Raw genomic sequence first — 16,827 nt, 5'->3', positions numbered from 1 at the left:
GGCACTTAACTTTTATGGATATTAAAACTCGTTTCGCACCCAGTCCTACAGGTTCCATACATATTGGAAATATTCGTACCGCTTTATTTTCTTGGTTATTTGCGCGTAATCAAGGTGGTAAATTTTTATTACGTATAGAAGATTCTGATTTACAACGTTCCATAGATGATAATGTTGAACTAATTATTTCAGGGATGCAATGGCTTAATTTAGATTGGGATGAAGGTCCTTATTTTCAAAGCGATAGGCTGAGTCGTTATGACAGTGTAATAAATTATATGATTCAACATAATATGGCTTATAAATGTTATTGTTCATCAGAAAGATTAGAAGTATTGCGATCAAATCAAATGAAAAATGGAGAAAAACCTAAATATGATGGGTATTGTCGTTTTAAACCTATGGGTAAACATAATACCTGCGTTGGTTCTTATGTAGTGCGTTTTTGTAATCCCCAGGAAGGCGTGGTGATGTTCCGTGATCAAATTAGAGGTGTAATTACATTTGCTAATAAAGAGTTAGACGATTTAATTATTCGCCGAGCTGATGGTTCCCCAACATATAATTTTTGTGTTGTAATAGATGATATGGATATGAAAATTACTCATGTCATACGAGGCGAAGAACATATTAATAATACCCCGCGTCAGATTAATATCTTAAAATCATTGAAAGCTCCAATACCAACATATGCTCATGTATCAATGATATTAGATAATGATCGAAAAAAACTATCAAAACGCTGTGGAACATTAGGAATTATGCAATATCGTGATGATGGATTTCTCCCTGAAGCTGTATTGAATTGTTTAGTAAGATTGGGATGGTCCTATGGGAATCAAGAAATTTTTAGTATCGAACAGATGAAAAAATATTTTGATTTTAGTAAAATTAGCAAATCACCTAGTATTTTTAATTTTGAAAAATTACTTTGGTTAAATCATTATTATATGAACCATTTACCAATAGATTATGTAGCTTCGCATTTAGCGTGGCATATGAATCAGCAAAAAATCAATATACAAAATGGGCCAAAATTAACTGATATAATAAAATTATTTTCAAAAAGTTCCCGTACATTAAAAGAAATTGTAAATAATTGTCATTATTTTTATATGGATTTTGATTTATTGGAAAATAAGATGGCTAAAGATTATTTAAAACCTACTGCAATAACACCGTTGAAATTTTTAAGAAAAAAAATCAGCAATATAGTTAGTTGGAAACCAGAAATTATTAAATCTGTAATTGTAAAAACTGTTAATGAATTGAATATTAGTATAGATAAAATAGGTATGCCTCTTCGCGTAGCATTAACTGGAACAGATCGCTCTCCAACACTTAGTATCACTATACATGCTATAGGCCAGTCTCGTGTATTAGAGAGAATTGATCAGGCTGTGCGTTATATTTCAACGCGGTATTATAGTCAGAATATAGAGTAAGTAACTATTATGCGTTTATTGAGAAAAGTATATTGCATGTAATAATAAAATATTTTAATAGCTATTATTATGCAACAATATATGAATATATGTTGTTATTATCATATAAAAAGAGAAGATCTATTAATCAATCTGGGGGCTATAGCTAAACCGCGAGCGGGAGAGTGTTTGCATAGGGCATGAAATGAGGTTATCGGTTCGATTCCGCGCTTAGGTCCATTTATTTTTTTAATATATTATTTATACGATTTTTATTGCATCCATGGCATGGATGCATGTGTTTTTGTTTTATTCTTGTTGTTGTGAGAGATATTTATATTCTAAATAGGTCACATAGAAAATTGTAGGTTACATGTTAGTGGGATTGTTAGTAATCCACGTATCTACTAAGTATATAAAATTTTTTTTATTAATCGTCTTATCAATTAAATCACATAATTAAACCGGCTATTGTGGCTGATAGCATATTGATGAGTGTAGAACTATATATTAGTTTAAATCCGTAATGTGATATTGTATTGCCCTGTGTTTCATTAATCCCTTTAATAGCGCCTATAATAATACCAACAGATGAGAAATTAGCGAATGAAACTAGGAAAATTGACACTATTCCTACAGTTTGAGATGACAAATCACCAGAAATTTTTTGTAAATTTATAATTGCAATAAATTCATTGGAAATTAATTTAGTTGCCATAATACTGCTAACTTGTAATATTTCGTTAGTAGGTATACCCATAATCCATGCGAAAGGAAAGAAAATATAGCCTAAAATTTCTTGTAAAGAAATATTAAATAATACTGTAAACATTGAATTAAAAGCGGAAATAAGCGCAATAAATCCTATTAACATTGCGGCAACGGTAATAGCTATTCTAAATCCAATTAAAATATATTCTCCTATAACTTCAAAAATATTCCGGTTACTAATGTAAAATTTGGTTATATGTAAGTCTTGATCTTGGTCTACTATATACGGATTAAGCAATGATAATATAATAAAAGCGCTGAACATGTTTAATATTAATGCAGTTACAACATATTTTGGAGCTAGCATAGTCATATATGAGCCAACTATGGATAGAGACACGGTAGACATAGCGGTTGCTGCCATAGTATACATTCGTGGTTCAGATATTTTTCCTATAATATCTTTATATATTATAAAGTTTTCAGATTGACCTAAAATTAACGAACTTACTGCATTGAAAGATTCTAATTTTCCCATGCCGTTAATTTTAGATAAAATAGTCCCAATTATTCGAATAGAAAATGTTAGTATATGAGTATATTGTAAAATTCCAATTAAAGCAGAAACAAAAATGATTGGACAAAGTATGTTTAAAAAAAAAGTAGTTGATCCTTGTGCATACATCCCTCCAAATACAAAATTTGTTCCTTCTGACGCAAAAATTGATAGTGTATTAAACAAAGTACACAATTTTAATACAGCGTTTGATCCTAATTGGGAATGTAAAATAAAGTATCCAAATAAAATTTCTATTATTAATATCTGAAAAATAAAACGTATACGAATATTTTTTGGATTACTGCTAACAAACAGGGATGCGATTATTATTACAATAAATCCTAGGATAAAATGTAAAATGCGAGACACAATTTTTACTCCATTAATGTAATGCTGAAATTTCTCGTATCATTCTATACAAAAACAGTAATAATTAAAATTAGCCGTATGCGGGGTAATGGAATACCAGTTCTATTTATAACGATATGGTTATCGAAAGATTATTAATGAATCTAAAAAAATATAATTTAAAAGTTAGCCTATGCTATACTAATATAGTTTTTAAAAACGTAAACATTTATAGGAAGATTACATCTTCAAATTTGATCGTTCAATAATTGTTGTTCCATTATAGTATAATTACTGTGTTTCAGTGTATAAAGTTAATCGAATAAGATGATTTTATGAGGATTGCTAGTATGCTAAATGAGCAAGATTCAGTAGTAGTTGAACGTCGCTCTATAAGGAAAATTAAATTTGCGTTACTTGGCCCTGCTTTTATAGCTGCTATTGGGTATATTGATCCTGGGAATTTTGCAACTAATATACAAGCTGGAGCTACTTTTGGTTATCAGTTATTGTGGGTTGTAGTATGGGCAAACATTATGGCTATGCTCATTCAATTGCTTTCTGCAAAATTAGGTATTGCTACTGGCAAGAATTTGGCAGAACATATTAGAGATCAATTTCCAAGATCAGTTGTATGGATGTATTGGATTCAAGCTGAAATCATTGCTATGGCTACAGATTTAGCAGAATTTATTGGAGCTGCTATTGGACTTCAAATATTGCTTGGTATATCCTTATTACAAGGTGCATTTTTAACAGGGTTGATTACTTTTTTGATTTTAACTTTACAAAGATATGGAAAAAAACCGTTAGAATTTGTTGTGGGGGGGTTATTATTTTTTGTTGCAATTGCTTATATTATTGAACTTTTTTATTCAAAACCTAAATTTATTGTATTAGGTATGAGTATGTTACTTCCAATACTTCCAAATAAAGAAGCAGTATTTTTATCAGCAGGGGTATTGGGTGCTACAATTATGCCTCATGTTATTTATTTGCATTCTTCGTTGACTCAAGATGACAATGTAACTGTAAGTAGAGCAGAACGATATTCTTCTACAAAGTTAGATGTTGCTATCGCAATGACTGTTGCCGGTTTTGTGAATTTATCTATGATGGCTACTGCAGCGGCAGTATTTCATTGCAACGGGTATACTGGTATTTCTAATTTAGATGAGGCTTATTTAACGTTAACACCTTTATTAAATCATACTGCTGCTATAGTATTTGGATTAAGTTTAACAGCAGCTGGATTATCATCAACAGTGGTGGGTACTTTAGCGGGTCAAGTGGTGATGCAAGGTTTTGTGCGTTTTCATATTCCGTTGTTGTTGCGTCGTGTTATTACTATGTTACCGTCATTTATAGTTATTTCTTTTGGAATTGATTCCACACGTATTTTAATAATGAGTCAAGTATTACTTAGTTTTGGGATTGCACTTGCATTAATACCATTGTTAGCGTTTACTGGTGATGTAAAATTAATGAACGAATTAGTAAATTCTTTATGGATTAAGTTGGTTGGTTGGTTCATAACAATAATAGTAATAACATTGAATATATATCTGTTAATTGGTATTATTATTTAATGAATTAATAAACCAATAGAATTAGTCATTTTAGGTGAATTTTGATTTTATTGTATATGTAATATATATATACATACCCTGATTATTATCAGAATATATTTTGTTAAATTAAATATATTTTTTAGCTTTATATATAGAGATAAATTGTAGTCATGAATTGTTATTGAATATGTTTTAGATAAAAAATATTAATCATTTGTTTTAATAGTATTAATATCTATTTCTTGTAGAGATCAAGATATCCACAATATATAGTGTTGTCATATTCAACACATAAATTGTGAATTTATATATATATAAATTCATACAAGAAGGGTTTTTATTTAATCATACATGGATTGAATCTGATAATGCATGTACACTTGTTCAGTTAATTCAGTATAAATATCATGCATATGATATTTATACTTTGTCCTCGACAGGAATCGAACCTGTAATTAGCCTTTAGGAGAGGCTCGTTATATCCGTTTAACTACGAAGACTTGCTATTAATTATTTATTGTTATTGTATTTTATATCATATGGTCATGTATATTATTCATACGTTATTTTGTGGTTTCATTTAAAATAAGTGAAATAATATATACTACTTGCTAAAATAGCGATGTATACGTGTACAACTGTTTGCAAATATAAAATTTATTAAAAACATAATTTTGATAATTTAATGTAGTATTAAATAATCTGTTTATGTTGTACGTTGAATAACCAGTTATAAAAGGCATTGTGTAAGTATGGTGTAGCAACATATGTTAATTTATATTTTGTGATCGAAGTCTATTATATTTGGTTGATATTTTTTATTATATTTCTTCACATTGTGCGCGCTGTCTCAGTAGATGATCCATTAAAACAATTGCTATCATAGCCTCAGCTATGGGTACTACTCTGATTCCAATACAAGGGTCATGTCGCCCTGTAGTAATTACGTGTGTTTCTTCATTTTTGCAAGTAATGGTTTTTCCTGGTACTGTTATACTGGAAGTTGGTTTAATGGCTATATGTATAATAATTGGTTGTCCATTGCTAATTCCGCCTAATATTCCTCCAGCATTATTGCTTTGAAATCCATTTGATGTCATTTCGTCTCGATGTTCGCTACCGTGTTGAGTAACAACTGAAAATCCATCTCCAATTTCTATACCTTTTACCGCGTTAATACTCATCAGCGCATGAGCTAAATCGGCGTTAAGTCGATCAAATACAGGTTCTCCTAAACCAATTGGTATGTTTTCTGCTATTATTGTTATTTTTGCGCCAATAGAGTCTCCAGATTTCTTTAAATTATTTATTAATGTATCTAATGCAATTAATTGATCAGCATCAGGGCAGAAAAATGGGTTGTTATTTACTTGTTGCCAATCTTTTAAATTACAACAAATATTACCCATTTGAGCTAAAAATCCACGAATTTTTATATTTTTTTTGTTAAACAGGTATTTTTTAGCAACAGCTCCTGCTGCTACTCGCACTGCTGTTTCACGAGCTGAAGAACGTCCTCCTCCACGATAATCTCTAAAACCGTATTTTTTTTCATAAGTATAATCAGCGTGACCAGGTCGGTATAGATCTTTTATGCTTTCATAATCTTGTGATCGTTGATCAGTATTTTTGATGATTAAGCCTATGCTAGTCCCTGTTGTTTTTCCATTAAAAACACCAGATAAAATTTTTACTGTATCTAATTCTGATCGTGGACTAGTATAATGAGAAGAACCCGGACGTCTACGATTTAGATCGTGTTGTAGATCTTTTTCCGTTAAAGGAAGACTAGGAGGCACTCCATCGATAATACCACCTAATGCAGATCCGTGAGATTCTCCAAATGTTGTAACTCTGAAAAATTGCCCAATACTATTACCAGCCATATTAATTCCTTAATTATTCATTATTTATTTTTGTTAAAAGATAATAATTGTTTGTAAGTTAACATAAATACACCTGTTCCCCCGTTACGAAGATGTACCCAATGGAATGGTATATTTGGGTAATATTTTATTAATGCCATTTTAGTCCCACCTACTTCGCATACTAAAATACCATTTGTATTTAAATGGCGCGTAACGTTCATCAATATTCGTTGAATAATCTTTAATCCATCATTACCTGCAGATAAGGATATCACAGGTTCATGATGAAATTCTTTCGGTAATTTATATATATCCGAATTGTTTACATAAGGAGGGTTAGTTACGATGAGATCGTATTTTAATTTTGGTAAGTTGTTAAATAAATCTGAATGGATAGGAAAAACGCGATCTTCTAAATTGTGCAATTTGATATTGTGTTCAGCTATTTTTAATGCATCTATGGAAATATCTACTGCATCTACTTCAGATTTTGGATACATTATAGCGATGGCAATAGCAATACATCCGCTACCGGTACCTATATCAAGGATACGATATGGATAGTGGGGTAATAACAGATTATGAAAATATGATGTAATTAATTCTCCAATGGGGGAGCGAGGAATAAATACTCGTTTATCTACGTAAAATTCTAAACCACAAAACCATGCTTTATGAGTTAAGTAAGGCACTGGGATGCGTTTTTTAATACGATAGCTAACTAGTTTGATTATGTTAGTACATTCTTTATGGGTTAAACGTGCTTGGTATATTTGACTTGGAATATTTATAGGTAAGTGCAAACTGGGTAATATTAAATGTAATGTTTCATCCCAAAAATTATTCGTACCATGTCCATAAAAAATTGAATTAGCAGCATTAAATTGGCTACTACTCCAACGTAACATATCTAATATAGTATGCATTTCTGTCAGAATTTTTTGATCTATGTTAGTCATAGGTTGTGGTTCCTGTGATTGCATTGATTGATACATGAATCTTTTAAAGTTATTGTGTGTGGGGGTGTAATTTATTTTAGGAATAATATTACAGTATTATGTTTTGTAATTTGTATACAGATCTATTTAGATAGGAATATTGGTGTTATAATTAGTGTAATAGATGTATAATATAATAATTATCATCATATAATTATATTGTATAAATTATATTTATCGAGTATGTAAATATTATAAATGTTTTATGTATAATTTTTTTGCTTATATAGTTATATATCAATCTATATTATATAGAATTCTTTATTAATATATATAGATAACTGTATGTGTATGTTTGTAATAAGTACAGTGTTTTTAGTTTAGAAATTAGCATAAGTTATAAGTACTCAGTTATGTTTATTGTAAACGGTGATTATTTTGATTGTATTTTCATAACCAGTGTGTACTATTTCATCTCTGTGAAATGCATGAGTTATTATTTTTTTGAAAACAGTATACATTGATAATTAAAATCAATTATACATTATATATATCTATTGTAAATATTAATCGCATTAGTATATGCTTGATGCTGGCGTCGTACTATAATGATATGAGTATTAATTATAATTGATATTTGTGTATTAGCATTTAATTTAAGGAATAGTATTTCAAATATAAGTGAAAATATTTTTTTAAATATTTATGTAGATAATGATTGGTGTTAAATTATTGAGTTATTTCCTATGTTAATAATTTTTCGTACGATTAAATATTTTAAGTGGATGTTTTTAAGATTTAGTGCGATTTTGATATTAGAAAATATTATTATCATGAGGTATATTAAAAAAAATGAAACGTGCTGTTATTACTGGTTTAGGGATCATATCAAGCATTGGAAATAATCAAAATGAAGTTTTGGTTGCTTTGAAAAGTGGTAGATCTGGGGTCACTTTTTCTCAGGAATTAAAAGAATCTGGCATGCGTAGTCAGATTTGGGGTAATATCAAACTTAATACATCAGGATTAATTGATCGTAAGATTTCTCGTTTTATGAGTGATGCATCTATTTATACTTATTTATCTATGGAACAGGCCATAGTAGATTCTGGATTATCTAAAGGTATGCTTACTAACGACCAAACAGGATTGATTGTTGGATCTGGAGGGGGGTCTCCCCGTAATCAGGTTTCTGGATCTAATGGAATGCGCTTGCGGGGTTTAAGGGGAGTAGGTCCTTATATGGTGACTAAATCTATGGCTTCAGGTGTATCGGCATGTTTGGCGACGTCTTTTAAAATTCGTGGAGTTAGTTACTCTATTAGTTCTGCTTGTTCTACATCTACACATTGTATTGGAAATGCAGTTGAGTTAATTCAGTTGGGAAAACAATCTATTATTTTTGCTGGAGGTGGAGAGGAATTATGCTGGGAAATGGCTTGCGAATTTGACGCTATGGGGGCGTTATCTACGAAATATAATATGATACCAGAGAGAGCGTCTCGTCCTTATGACATTAATCGAGACGGATTTGTGATTGCAGGAGGCGGAGGAATAGTTGTAATAGAGGAGTTAACGCATGCTTTAAGTCGCGGTGCTCATATTTACGCAGAAATTATTGGGTATGGAGCTACATCTGATGGATGTGATATGGTTGCTCCTTCTGGAGAAGGAGCAATTCGATGCATGAAAATGGCGTTAAGAGATGTGAATAGTTCAATAGATTATCTTAATGCGCATGGTACATCAACTCAAATAGGTGATATTAAAGAGATTTGGGCTATTCGTGAAATTTTTGGTGATCGACATCCTGCTTTTTCTTCTACTAAATCAATAACTGGTCATTCATTAGGTGCTGCTGGAGTTCATGAAACTATTTTCACTTTATTAATGTTAAAACATAATTTTATTGCACCAAGTATTAATATTGATCATTTGGATCCATACATCAATAATATGAAAATTGTTATTAATAAGCCTATTTACCGAAAATTAACAACAGTTATGACTAATAGTTTTGGTTTTGGAGGAACAAATGCTACATTAGTTATGAGTAAACATTCTTAAATATTACAGTGATATTTTGCATATATATGTGTATATTTAATTATTATTATAATTTGTGTACCGAGAAATATATAATGACAATGTACGTTGTAAATTACATATAGAGATATTATGATTTTTATCAATTTATATTTTATGAATGTGTAATGTTACTGAGAAGTTAAATCGGTGTTGGTAGTTATTGTAGTCAATTGTTTTGTATAAATGTATTTATTGATTATATTGTGTTTATCTTATGATAAATCAGATAAAGCGTTATATTTTTTTTAAAAACATAAATTACAACTGTATTGGTAATACTACGTGTCTCTGATTTAGAGAGACGTAGTATTACTTTTTTATTTTTAAACTGTGTTTTATAAAAAAGTAAAAAATATAAATAGAATATAATAATAATAATAAATTTTATGCTTCATATATTATTATTAGTATATTAACAACATAAAATCACGAAAATGATTATTTATATTTTGTGTATAATAATTTATTTGGAGGATTAATTTGAGGATTTTAGCTGATAAAAATATACCTCATATTTATAAATTATTTGGTTTACATAACAAGGTGACATTATGTGAAGGACGTGACATCCTTGATAAGGATGTCAGAAATATAGATATTTTGATAGTACGTTCAGTGACAAAAGTTAATCAAATATTACTGAATGATAGTCCTATCAGATTTGTGGGCACTGCAACTGCTGGAGTTGATCATATTGATCAACATTATTTGAAAAAATATGGAATTAATTTTGTTTATGCGCCAGGAAGTAATGCTGTAGCAGTAGTGGAATATGTTTTTTCAGCATTACTTTGGTTAGCACAGCGTGATAGATTCTTTTTGCGTGATAAAATTGTTGGAATTGTTGGAGTAGGCCATATTGGTAATTTGTTGAATGAAAGATTACGTAATTTTGGCATACATACTTTATTATGTGATCCCCCATTAGAAAAAAAAAACATCAATAAACCTTGGAAGTCTTTTGAAACATTAGTCTCTGAAGCAGATATTTTAACTTTTCATACTCCGTTGATTTATAAAGGAGATTATCCTACATGGCATATGGTTGATATTGATGTGTTGGAGGCATTGCCTTCTAATAGTGTTTTAGTTAACACTTGTCGAGGTTCTGTAATAGATAATAACGCTTTGTTAAAAGTTTTAGACAAGGGTAAAAAATTAAATGTGGTACTGGATGTTTGGGAAACAGAACCAGAATTATCTTTACCTTTATTGTCTTATGTGGATATTGGAACTCCTCATATTGCTGGACATACTGCTGAAAGTAGAACACGAAGTATTGTTCAAATATATAAAGCATACCTTAATTTTTTTAATATTTTTGATACAGTTAATTTATCTGTGTTGGATCCTACTGTTATTTATTATTTACAAGTGCAGAAAGAAATAGATGAGGTTTTGTTATATAAATTGATTAAATTGGTGTATGACATACACCATGATGACATCATATTAAGACGATTTGCTGCTGTATCAGGAGGATTTGACAGGATACGTAGGTATTATTTAGCTCGTAGAGAGTGGTCTTCATTGTGCGTGGAAACTGATGTAGATTCTAATAGCGAGATATTAACTAAGTTGGGTTTTAATGTATGTTGTATATAAATATTACATTTATATTGACATATTGTGTGTTGTTTGAACAATATATAGTATATATATACTATATATTGGTTAAAAGTTTACTATTTTTAGTAAAAAAGAGTGTGTGATAAAAGAGTATTTATAAGAGATTATTTTCTATATGTATCAAATAAAAGCGTTTTAAGTATGATAAAAAAATTATATCAGGTGTATCTGATTTAAAAAAGTGTAAGAACTAATCTTTTTATTGGTAATAATTATGTTGTTGTGTTGTTTTTGTGATCTCATAATCAAATCAGTACATTAGGTTGATTATTGCTTATTTTTTTTGAATTTTTAGATGACACATTATTATATTTTATGATTAATATTATATTTAAATTTAATTAAATCTAGGATTTATATAAGTGTCGTATATATACTTTGTATATCTATATTTTGATGAACATATATAAATTGTATGTTGTTATTTTTAGTTCAAAATGCATGGAATATTATTAGTGTGATGTAGACTATTAGATATCTATAATAATAATAAATATATTATAATATATATCTAAACAAAAATTGTAATGCAATGCAAAAATTGGCTTTAGGAATTGAATATGATGGGTCTTTGTATTGTGGGTGGCAAAAACAAAAAGATGCGCCCAGTATCCAGACTTATGTTGAAAATGCTGTGAAAAAAATAACAGCTGAGCCGGTAATAGTAGTTTGCGCGGGACGCACTGATTCTGGAGTGCATGCTTTAGGGCAGGTTGCGCATTTTGAAACTTATTCTCAGCGCTCAAAGTCTGCGTGGACATTAGGTATTAATCGTTATTTGCCGTCAAACATTTGTGTGCGTTGGGTTAGACTAGTGCGTCAAGATTTTCATGCTCGTTTTAGTGCAATTTCTCGTCGTTATTGTTATATTATTTATAATGGTTATGTAAGATCTGCGTTGTTATTTAGAAATACTTGGCATTATAAAAAATATTTAGATGTTAATAAAATGCATGATGCTGCTCAGCATTTATTAGGAGACAATGATTTTTCTTCATTTCGTTCTGCTGGTTGTCAGTCGTGTTCAACGCGAAGAAAATTATATCATATACGTATTATACGCAAAGGTCAGTGTATTATATTAGATATCAAAGCTAACGCTTTTATGTATCGCATGGTACGAAATATTGTAGGTAGTTTAGTGAAAGTTGGTTGTGGGGAAAGACCAGAAACATGGATTTTAGAGTTATTAAGAAATTGTAATAGATCGACAGCTGGTTTGACAGCTCCAGCTAGTGGCTTATACTTAGTAGAGGTTAAATATCCTTCATATTTTTCTATTCCTTCTTTTTGCATAGAGGAGTTGTAATACGCATAAATTTGCCTATATTGACATTTTATTGTGATTGTATTAAAACATATTTTTATGAATTTATGTTGTATAAAAAAATGAATTATAGATAATTGTATGATCATTTTTTATAAAATATTAAATCGTGTGATTGAATGATTTTATTGAATTTTTGTAGTAAAAAATCACATAGAAATAATTACATAAAGTTAATATTTGATCGTTCTCTTATATGTAAGATAGCAGTTTAATTAGACTATTTTTTAATAGTGATGTATTTGTTTATCAAATAATTTAGGTGCTTGGCATTATTAATGTTTATAGTATATAAACTGCATATTAATTTTTTTAATAAAAAATTTAATATTTAAAGGTTAAAAATGAGTTGGATCGAACGAATTCTTAATAAAAACACTATTATACCAATTCGAAAAATCAATATTCCAGAAGGAATATGGACAAAATGTGATAATTGTAGCCAATTATTGTATAAAAAAGAATTAGAACGTAATTTGGAAGTGTGTCCTAAATGTGATCATCATATGAGAATTTCGGCAAGAGTACGTTTGTTTTCTTTTTTAGATCAAGGAAGTACGTTCGAATTAGGAAGTGAATTAGAACCTAAAGATGTTTTAAAATTTAGAGATTCAAAAAGATATAAAGATCGTTTAATTTCAGCACAAAAAATAACAAAAGAAAAAGACGCATTAATAGTTATGCAAGGTACTTTATATGGTATGCAGGTTATTGCTGCTTCTTTTGAATTTGCTTTTATTGGTGGATCGATGTCTTCTGTAGTCGGGGCTCGTTTTGTACATGCAGTGAATCAAGCTTTAAAGGTGAAGTGTCCATTAGTTTGTTTTTCTGCAAGCGGCGGTGCTCGTATGCAAGAAGCTCTTATGTCTTTAATGCAAATGGCGAGGACTAGCGCTGCGTTGGCTAATTTACATGATAGATGTTTACCGTATATTTCTGTTTTAACTAATCCTACTATGGGAGGAGTATCCGCTAGCTTAGCTATGTTGGGAGATTTAAACATTGCTGAGCCAAAAGCACTTATAGGATTTGCCGGTCCTAGGATTATTGAACAAACAGTTAGGGAAAAATTGCCGTTAGGATTTCAACGTAGTGAATTTTTATTAGAAAGAGGATCAATTGATTTAATTGTACGCAGACCAGATTTACGGTTTAAAGTAGCAAGATTATTAGCAAAGTTAACTCAAAAACCAATACCGAAAAGTTGATAAATGAAATTGTTTTAAACAAATGGGTATATTTATTATTAAAATTTATTTTGTCTATTATATAATTCAAGCACTATAAGCTATGAATGAAATTTCATCTGTTTTAAGTATTCCTACCATTCTTTCATCACTGAAAGAATGGTTGTATTATATTGAGGGACTAAATCATGCATCAATTGATTTAAATATTGATAGGGTACGAAAAATAGCTATAGATTTGGATCTAATACATCCTGCAGCATATATTATATTAGTAGGAGGTACAAACGGTAAGGGTACTACATGTTGTTTATTGGAAACTATTTTATTACATAATAATAATACAGTTGGTTTGTATACTTCACCTCATTTACTGTCTTATAATGAACGTATTCGTGTTTGTGGGAAAGAGTTATTGGATAGTGTTCATATTCAAGCAATGGCTGTTATAGAATCTGCTCGTAATCATATCGAACTCACTTATTTTGAATTTGTTACTTTGTCCGCTTTATATATATTTAAACAATCAAAATTAGATGTGATTATTCTTGAGGTTGGATTAGGTGGTAGATTAGATGCCACAAATATTGTTGATCCTGATATTTCTGTAATTACGAATATTGCAATAGATCATACTGATTTTTTAGGTATAAATCGTGATATGATTGCATACGAAAAATCAGGTATTTTTCGATTTAATAAGCCAGCAGTGATTGGCGATAATGGGTTGCCAATGATTGTAAATAAAATAGCACAATATTGCGGGGCAATATTGTTTGTACGTGGTCGTGATTGGAATTTTAGTGTTTATGCAAACAAGTGGATTTGGTGGGGATGTTCTAGTTATCGTAAATTGTTATATGATTTACCATTACCTATTATCCCGGTGGAAAACGCTGCTACTGCATTGAGTGTATTGTATTGGTTGCCTTTTTTGGTTGATAAAACAGCTATATGTTATGGATTACAAGTAGCCACTTTACCAGGACGTTTTCAAATAGTTACTCATAAACCACTTGTAATTTTAGATGTAGGACATAATCCTCATGCCGCTAGTTATTTAGCTAAACGGCTAGCTGTTATTCTTGCAACAAGTACAGGTAATGTAAGAGTAGTCATAGGAATGTTAAGAAACAAGGATATTCAGGGTACTATACGTTGTTTAAGCCATTTGGTTGATGTATGGTATTGCGCTGATTTAAATACACCGTTTTCTGTGAGTTCTGAAAAGTTATCTACTTGTTTATTTAATTATAATGTTCAGCGATTTGATAATATACTAGATGCTTGGAGTCAAGCTATGTCAGATGCGTTGTGTGATGATTGTATTTTAGTATTTGGGTCATTTTACGCTGTAAGTCCAATTATGAAAAAGATAGTAAATAGTTAATAACCCTATCATTGTCTCGTGCCGATTAGCATCGGCACGAGACAATGATAGGGTATGATGATTATTATCAAATAATTAATTTACATTATAAGATATAGATAAATAGAAAATTAAAAACTAAAACTAATGATTTTAGTTATTGAGATGTTATAGTAATGTGGAATTGTGCAAACTTTATAAGTTTTTTTATAAATTAGCAATTAAATAAACTTGACAGAGAGATATGTTTATATAATTTTAATGGTTGTTTTTTAAAAATTTTAGTCAATTTAGGCGCGTCGGATAATAATAATCATTATATTGTATGACATAAATGAAATATTTATCAGTGTAATCATAACGGGGTGTTGTAGTACATATGTAGAATTTGCATCATTATAACTTCAGTTCATATACAATCAACGTGATTATATTAAATAGTTTTGTGATGGATAAAATAAATTTTTAAATAAACAGTTATAAATTTATTTTATATAAAATATTGAAAATAAAAATAAATATTTATGGGTTTGGGGTAGTGAAATTATGTAATTTGGTGTGAAATTTTAATATTTAATAATAAAAAAAAGAAGGTATACAATTTGTGTGATACTCATTATTGGGGGTTAATAGCATTCATAGTTGGTGTCTTGGTTGTGTGTGTGTTTATGTTATGCTGTGGATACTTTTTAGGAGGACGTTCTTATTCGCGCGCTAAAAATGAGCCGTTTGAGTCGGGTATTAAGTCTACAGGGAATGCTAGAATAAAGTTTTCTATTAAATTTTACTTAATCGCGATGGTTTTTGTGATTTTTGATGTAGAGGGGATATATGTGTATATTTGGGCTGTATCTATACGAGATGCGGGGTGGATAGGAGTTGGCGAGATGTTTGTGTTTATTTCCATTTTATTAGTAGGTTTAGTATACTTAATAAGAGTTGGTATATTTAATTGGACAGAACAATTATCACAACATGTCCGTTGTATAAATTATTTTAACCTTGATACAGAAAAATGTTTAAAAAAAGTAATAAAAGGCAGTAATTATGAAATATACTTTAACAACAATTCGAACAAATAATAGCGAAGATGAACAATATCCTCTTCAAGACAGAAAGGTTGTGCCAGATCCCTTAGAAAAGAATGTTCAAAGGAACGTTTTTTTTGGAAAATTAAGTGTTTTTTTACATAAAATTATTAATTGGGGACGAAGTAATTCTCTATGGCCTTATAATTTTGGTTTATCTTGTTGTTATGTTGAAATGACTACCGCGTTTACTGCAGTTCATGATGTTGCACGGTTTGGATCAGAAGTGCTGCGCGCATCTCCTCGTCAGGCGGATTTTATGGTTATAGCAGGTACACCGTTTATTAAAATGGTTCCAGTAATACAACGATTATATGATCAAATGTTAGAGCCTAAGTGGGTAATTTCTATGGGGGCTTGTGCAAATTCTGGCGGTATGTATGATATTTATTCTGTGGTACAAGGAGTAGATAAATTTCTTCCAGTAGATGTTTATATTCCTGGGTGTCCACCCAGGCCTGAAGCATATATTCAAGCGTTGTTATTATTAAAAAAATCTATTAATGAAGAACGGCGCCCACTTTCTTGGGTGTTAGGAGATGGAGAAATATATAGAAGAAATATACAATCAGAACGTCAACGTAAAAGTGGCACTCGAATGGCAGAAACTGTTTTATCCTATCCGAATGATGAACTTTGATGGATATTTAAAATAAAGCAGTGAGTATATGATCAAGAGTAGGAATGGGTGTTGTGATAATTGCAATTAATTGGTAGATA

The 16,827-nt window shown here is 30.1% G+C and carries 12 protein-coding genes and 1 tRNA gene; 9 read left to right on the top strand and 4 right to left on the bottom strand.

Annotation, left to right across the window (positions count from 1 at the left end; all coding sequences use genetic code 11):
* Positions 1-14 precede the first annotated feature (14 nt).
* Positions 15-1,445 carry a glutamate--tRNA ligase gene (gene gltX, locus Bamer462_RS02605; protein ID WP_500837559.1) on the top strand — a complete coding sequence of 477 codons (1,431 nt, stop codon included), beginning with the start codon at positions 15-17 and terminating at the stop codon, positions 1,443-1,445.
* Positions 1,446-1,875: 430 nt separating this feature from the next.
* Here gltX and Bamer462_RS02600 read toward each other — a convergent pair whose 3' ends face one another.
* Positions 1,876-3,063 carry a NupC/NupG family nucleoside CNT transporter gene (locus tag Bamer462_RS02600; protein WP_500837558.1) on the bottom strand — a complete coding sequence of 396 codons (1,188 nt, stop codon included), beginning with the start codon at positions 3,061-3,063 and terminating at the stop codon, positions 1,876-1,878.
* 329 nt (positions 3,064-3,392) lie between these two features.
* On the opposite strand from Bamer462_RS02600, the gene Bamer462_RS02595 reads away from it, so the two are divergent.
* Positions 3,393-4,631: an Nramp family divalent metal transporter gene (locus Bamer462_RS02595; protein ID WP_500837557.1), complete on the top strand. Its 1,239-nt coding sequence runs from the start codon at positions 3,393-3,395 to the stop codon at positions 4,629-4,631.
* Between the two features lie 410 nt (positions 4,632-5,041).
* On the opposite strand, the gene Bamer462_RS02590 is transcribed toward Bamer462_RS02595, so the two are convergent.
* From Bamer462_RS02590 to prmB, 3 genes are all read right to left on the bottom strand, one after another.
* A tRNA-Arg gene (locus tag Bamer462_RS02590) sits at positions 5,042-5,113 on the bottom strand.
* Between the two features lie 321 nt (positions 5,114-5,434).
* Positions 5,435-6,499, bottom strand: a complete 1,065-nt coding sequence (aroC, locus tag Bamer462_RS02585) for a chorismate synthase (RefSeq protein WP_500837556.1) — start codon at positions 6,497-6,499, stop codon at positions 5,435-5,437.
* 20 nt (positions 6,500-6,519) lie between these two features.
* The gene (gene prmB / locus Bamer462_RS02580; RefSeq protein WP_500837555.1) at positions 6,520-7,440 is read right to left on the bottom strand and encodes a 50S ribosomal protein L3 N(5)-glutamine methyltransferase; all 921 of its coding nucleotides are present in this window, start codon (positions 7,438-7,440) and stop codon (positions 6,520-6,522) included.
* A gap of 831 nt (positions 7,441-8,271) precedes the next feature.
* On the opposite strand from prmB, the gene fabB reads away from it, so the two are divergent.
* The 7 genes from fabB (at position 8,272) to Bamer462_RS02545 (ending at position 16,747) form a co-directional block, all read left to right on the top strand.
* Positions 8,272-9,486, top strand: a complete 1,215-nt coding sequence (gene fabB / locus Bamer462_RS02575) for a beta-ketoacyl-ACP synthase I (RefSeq protein WP_500837554.1) — start codon at positions 8,272-8,274, stop codon at positions 9,484-9,486.
* Between the two features lie 501 nt (positions 9,487-9,987).
* Entirely contained in the window at positions 9,988-11,112 is a 1,125-nt protein-coding gene (locus Bamer462_RS02570; RefSeq protein WP_500837553.1) for a 4-phosphoerythronate dehydrogenase, read from the top strand.
* Positions 11,113-11,668: 556 nt separating this feature from the next.
* Positions 11,669-12,445 carry a tRNA pseudouridine(38-40) synthase TruA gene (gene truA, locus Bamer462_RS02565; protein ID WP_500837552.1) on the top strand — a complete coding sequence of 259 codons (777 nt, stop codon included), beginning with the start codon at positions 11,669-11,671 and terminating at the stop codon, positions 12,443-12,445.
* Between the two features lie 362 nt (positions 12,446-12,807).
* Positions 12,808-13,671, top strand: a complete 864-nt coding sequence (gene accD / locus Bamer462_RS02560; RefSeq protein WP_500837551.1) for an acetyl-CoA carboxylase, carboxyltransferase subunit beta — start codon at positions 12,808-12,810, stop codon at positions 13,669-13,671.
* An 82-nt stretch (positions 13,672-13,753) separates the two neighbouring features.
* Positions 13,754-15,040 carry a bifunctional tetrahydrofolate synthase/dihydrofolate synthase gene (folC, locus tag Bamer462_RS02555; RefSeq protein ID WP_500837550.1) on the top strand — a complete coding sequence of 429 codons (1,287 nt, stop codon included), beginning with the start codon at positions 13,754-13,756 and terminating at the stop codon, positions 15,038-15,040.
* A gap of 647 nt (positions 15,041-15,687) precedes the next feature.
* Complete coding sequence (gene ndhC / locus Bamer462_RS02550; RefSeq protein ID WP_500838003.1) at positions 15,688-16,101, top strand: NADH-quinone oxidoreductase subunit A; 414 nt, start codon at positions 15,688-15,690, stop codon at positions 16,099-16,101.
* The gene (locus Bamer462_RS02545; protein WP_500837549.1) at positions 16,067-16,747 is read left to right on the top strand and encodes a NuoB/complex I 20 kDa subunit family protein; all 681 of its coding nucleotides are present in this window, start codon (positions 16,067-16,069) and stop codon (positions 16,745-16,747) included. Before ndhC ends, Bamer462_RS02545 begins: the two co-directional genes overlap by 35 nt.
* The last annotated feature ends 80 nt before the right edge of the window (positions 16,748-16,827 follow it).

The organism is Candidatus Blochmannia americanus (nom. nud.) (assembly GCF_059934915.1).
Note: the sequence above shows the minus strand (reverse complement) of the source record. Positions and strands in the feature narration are given on the sequence as shown.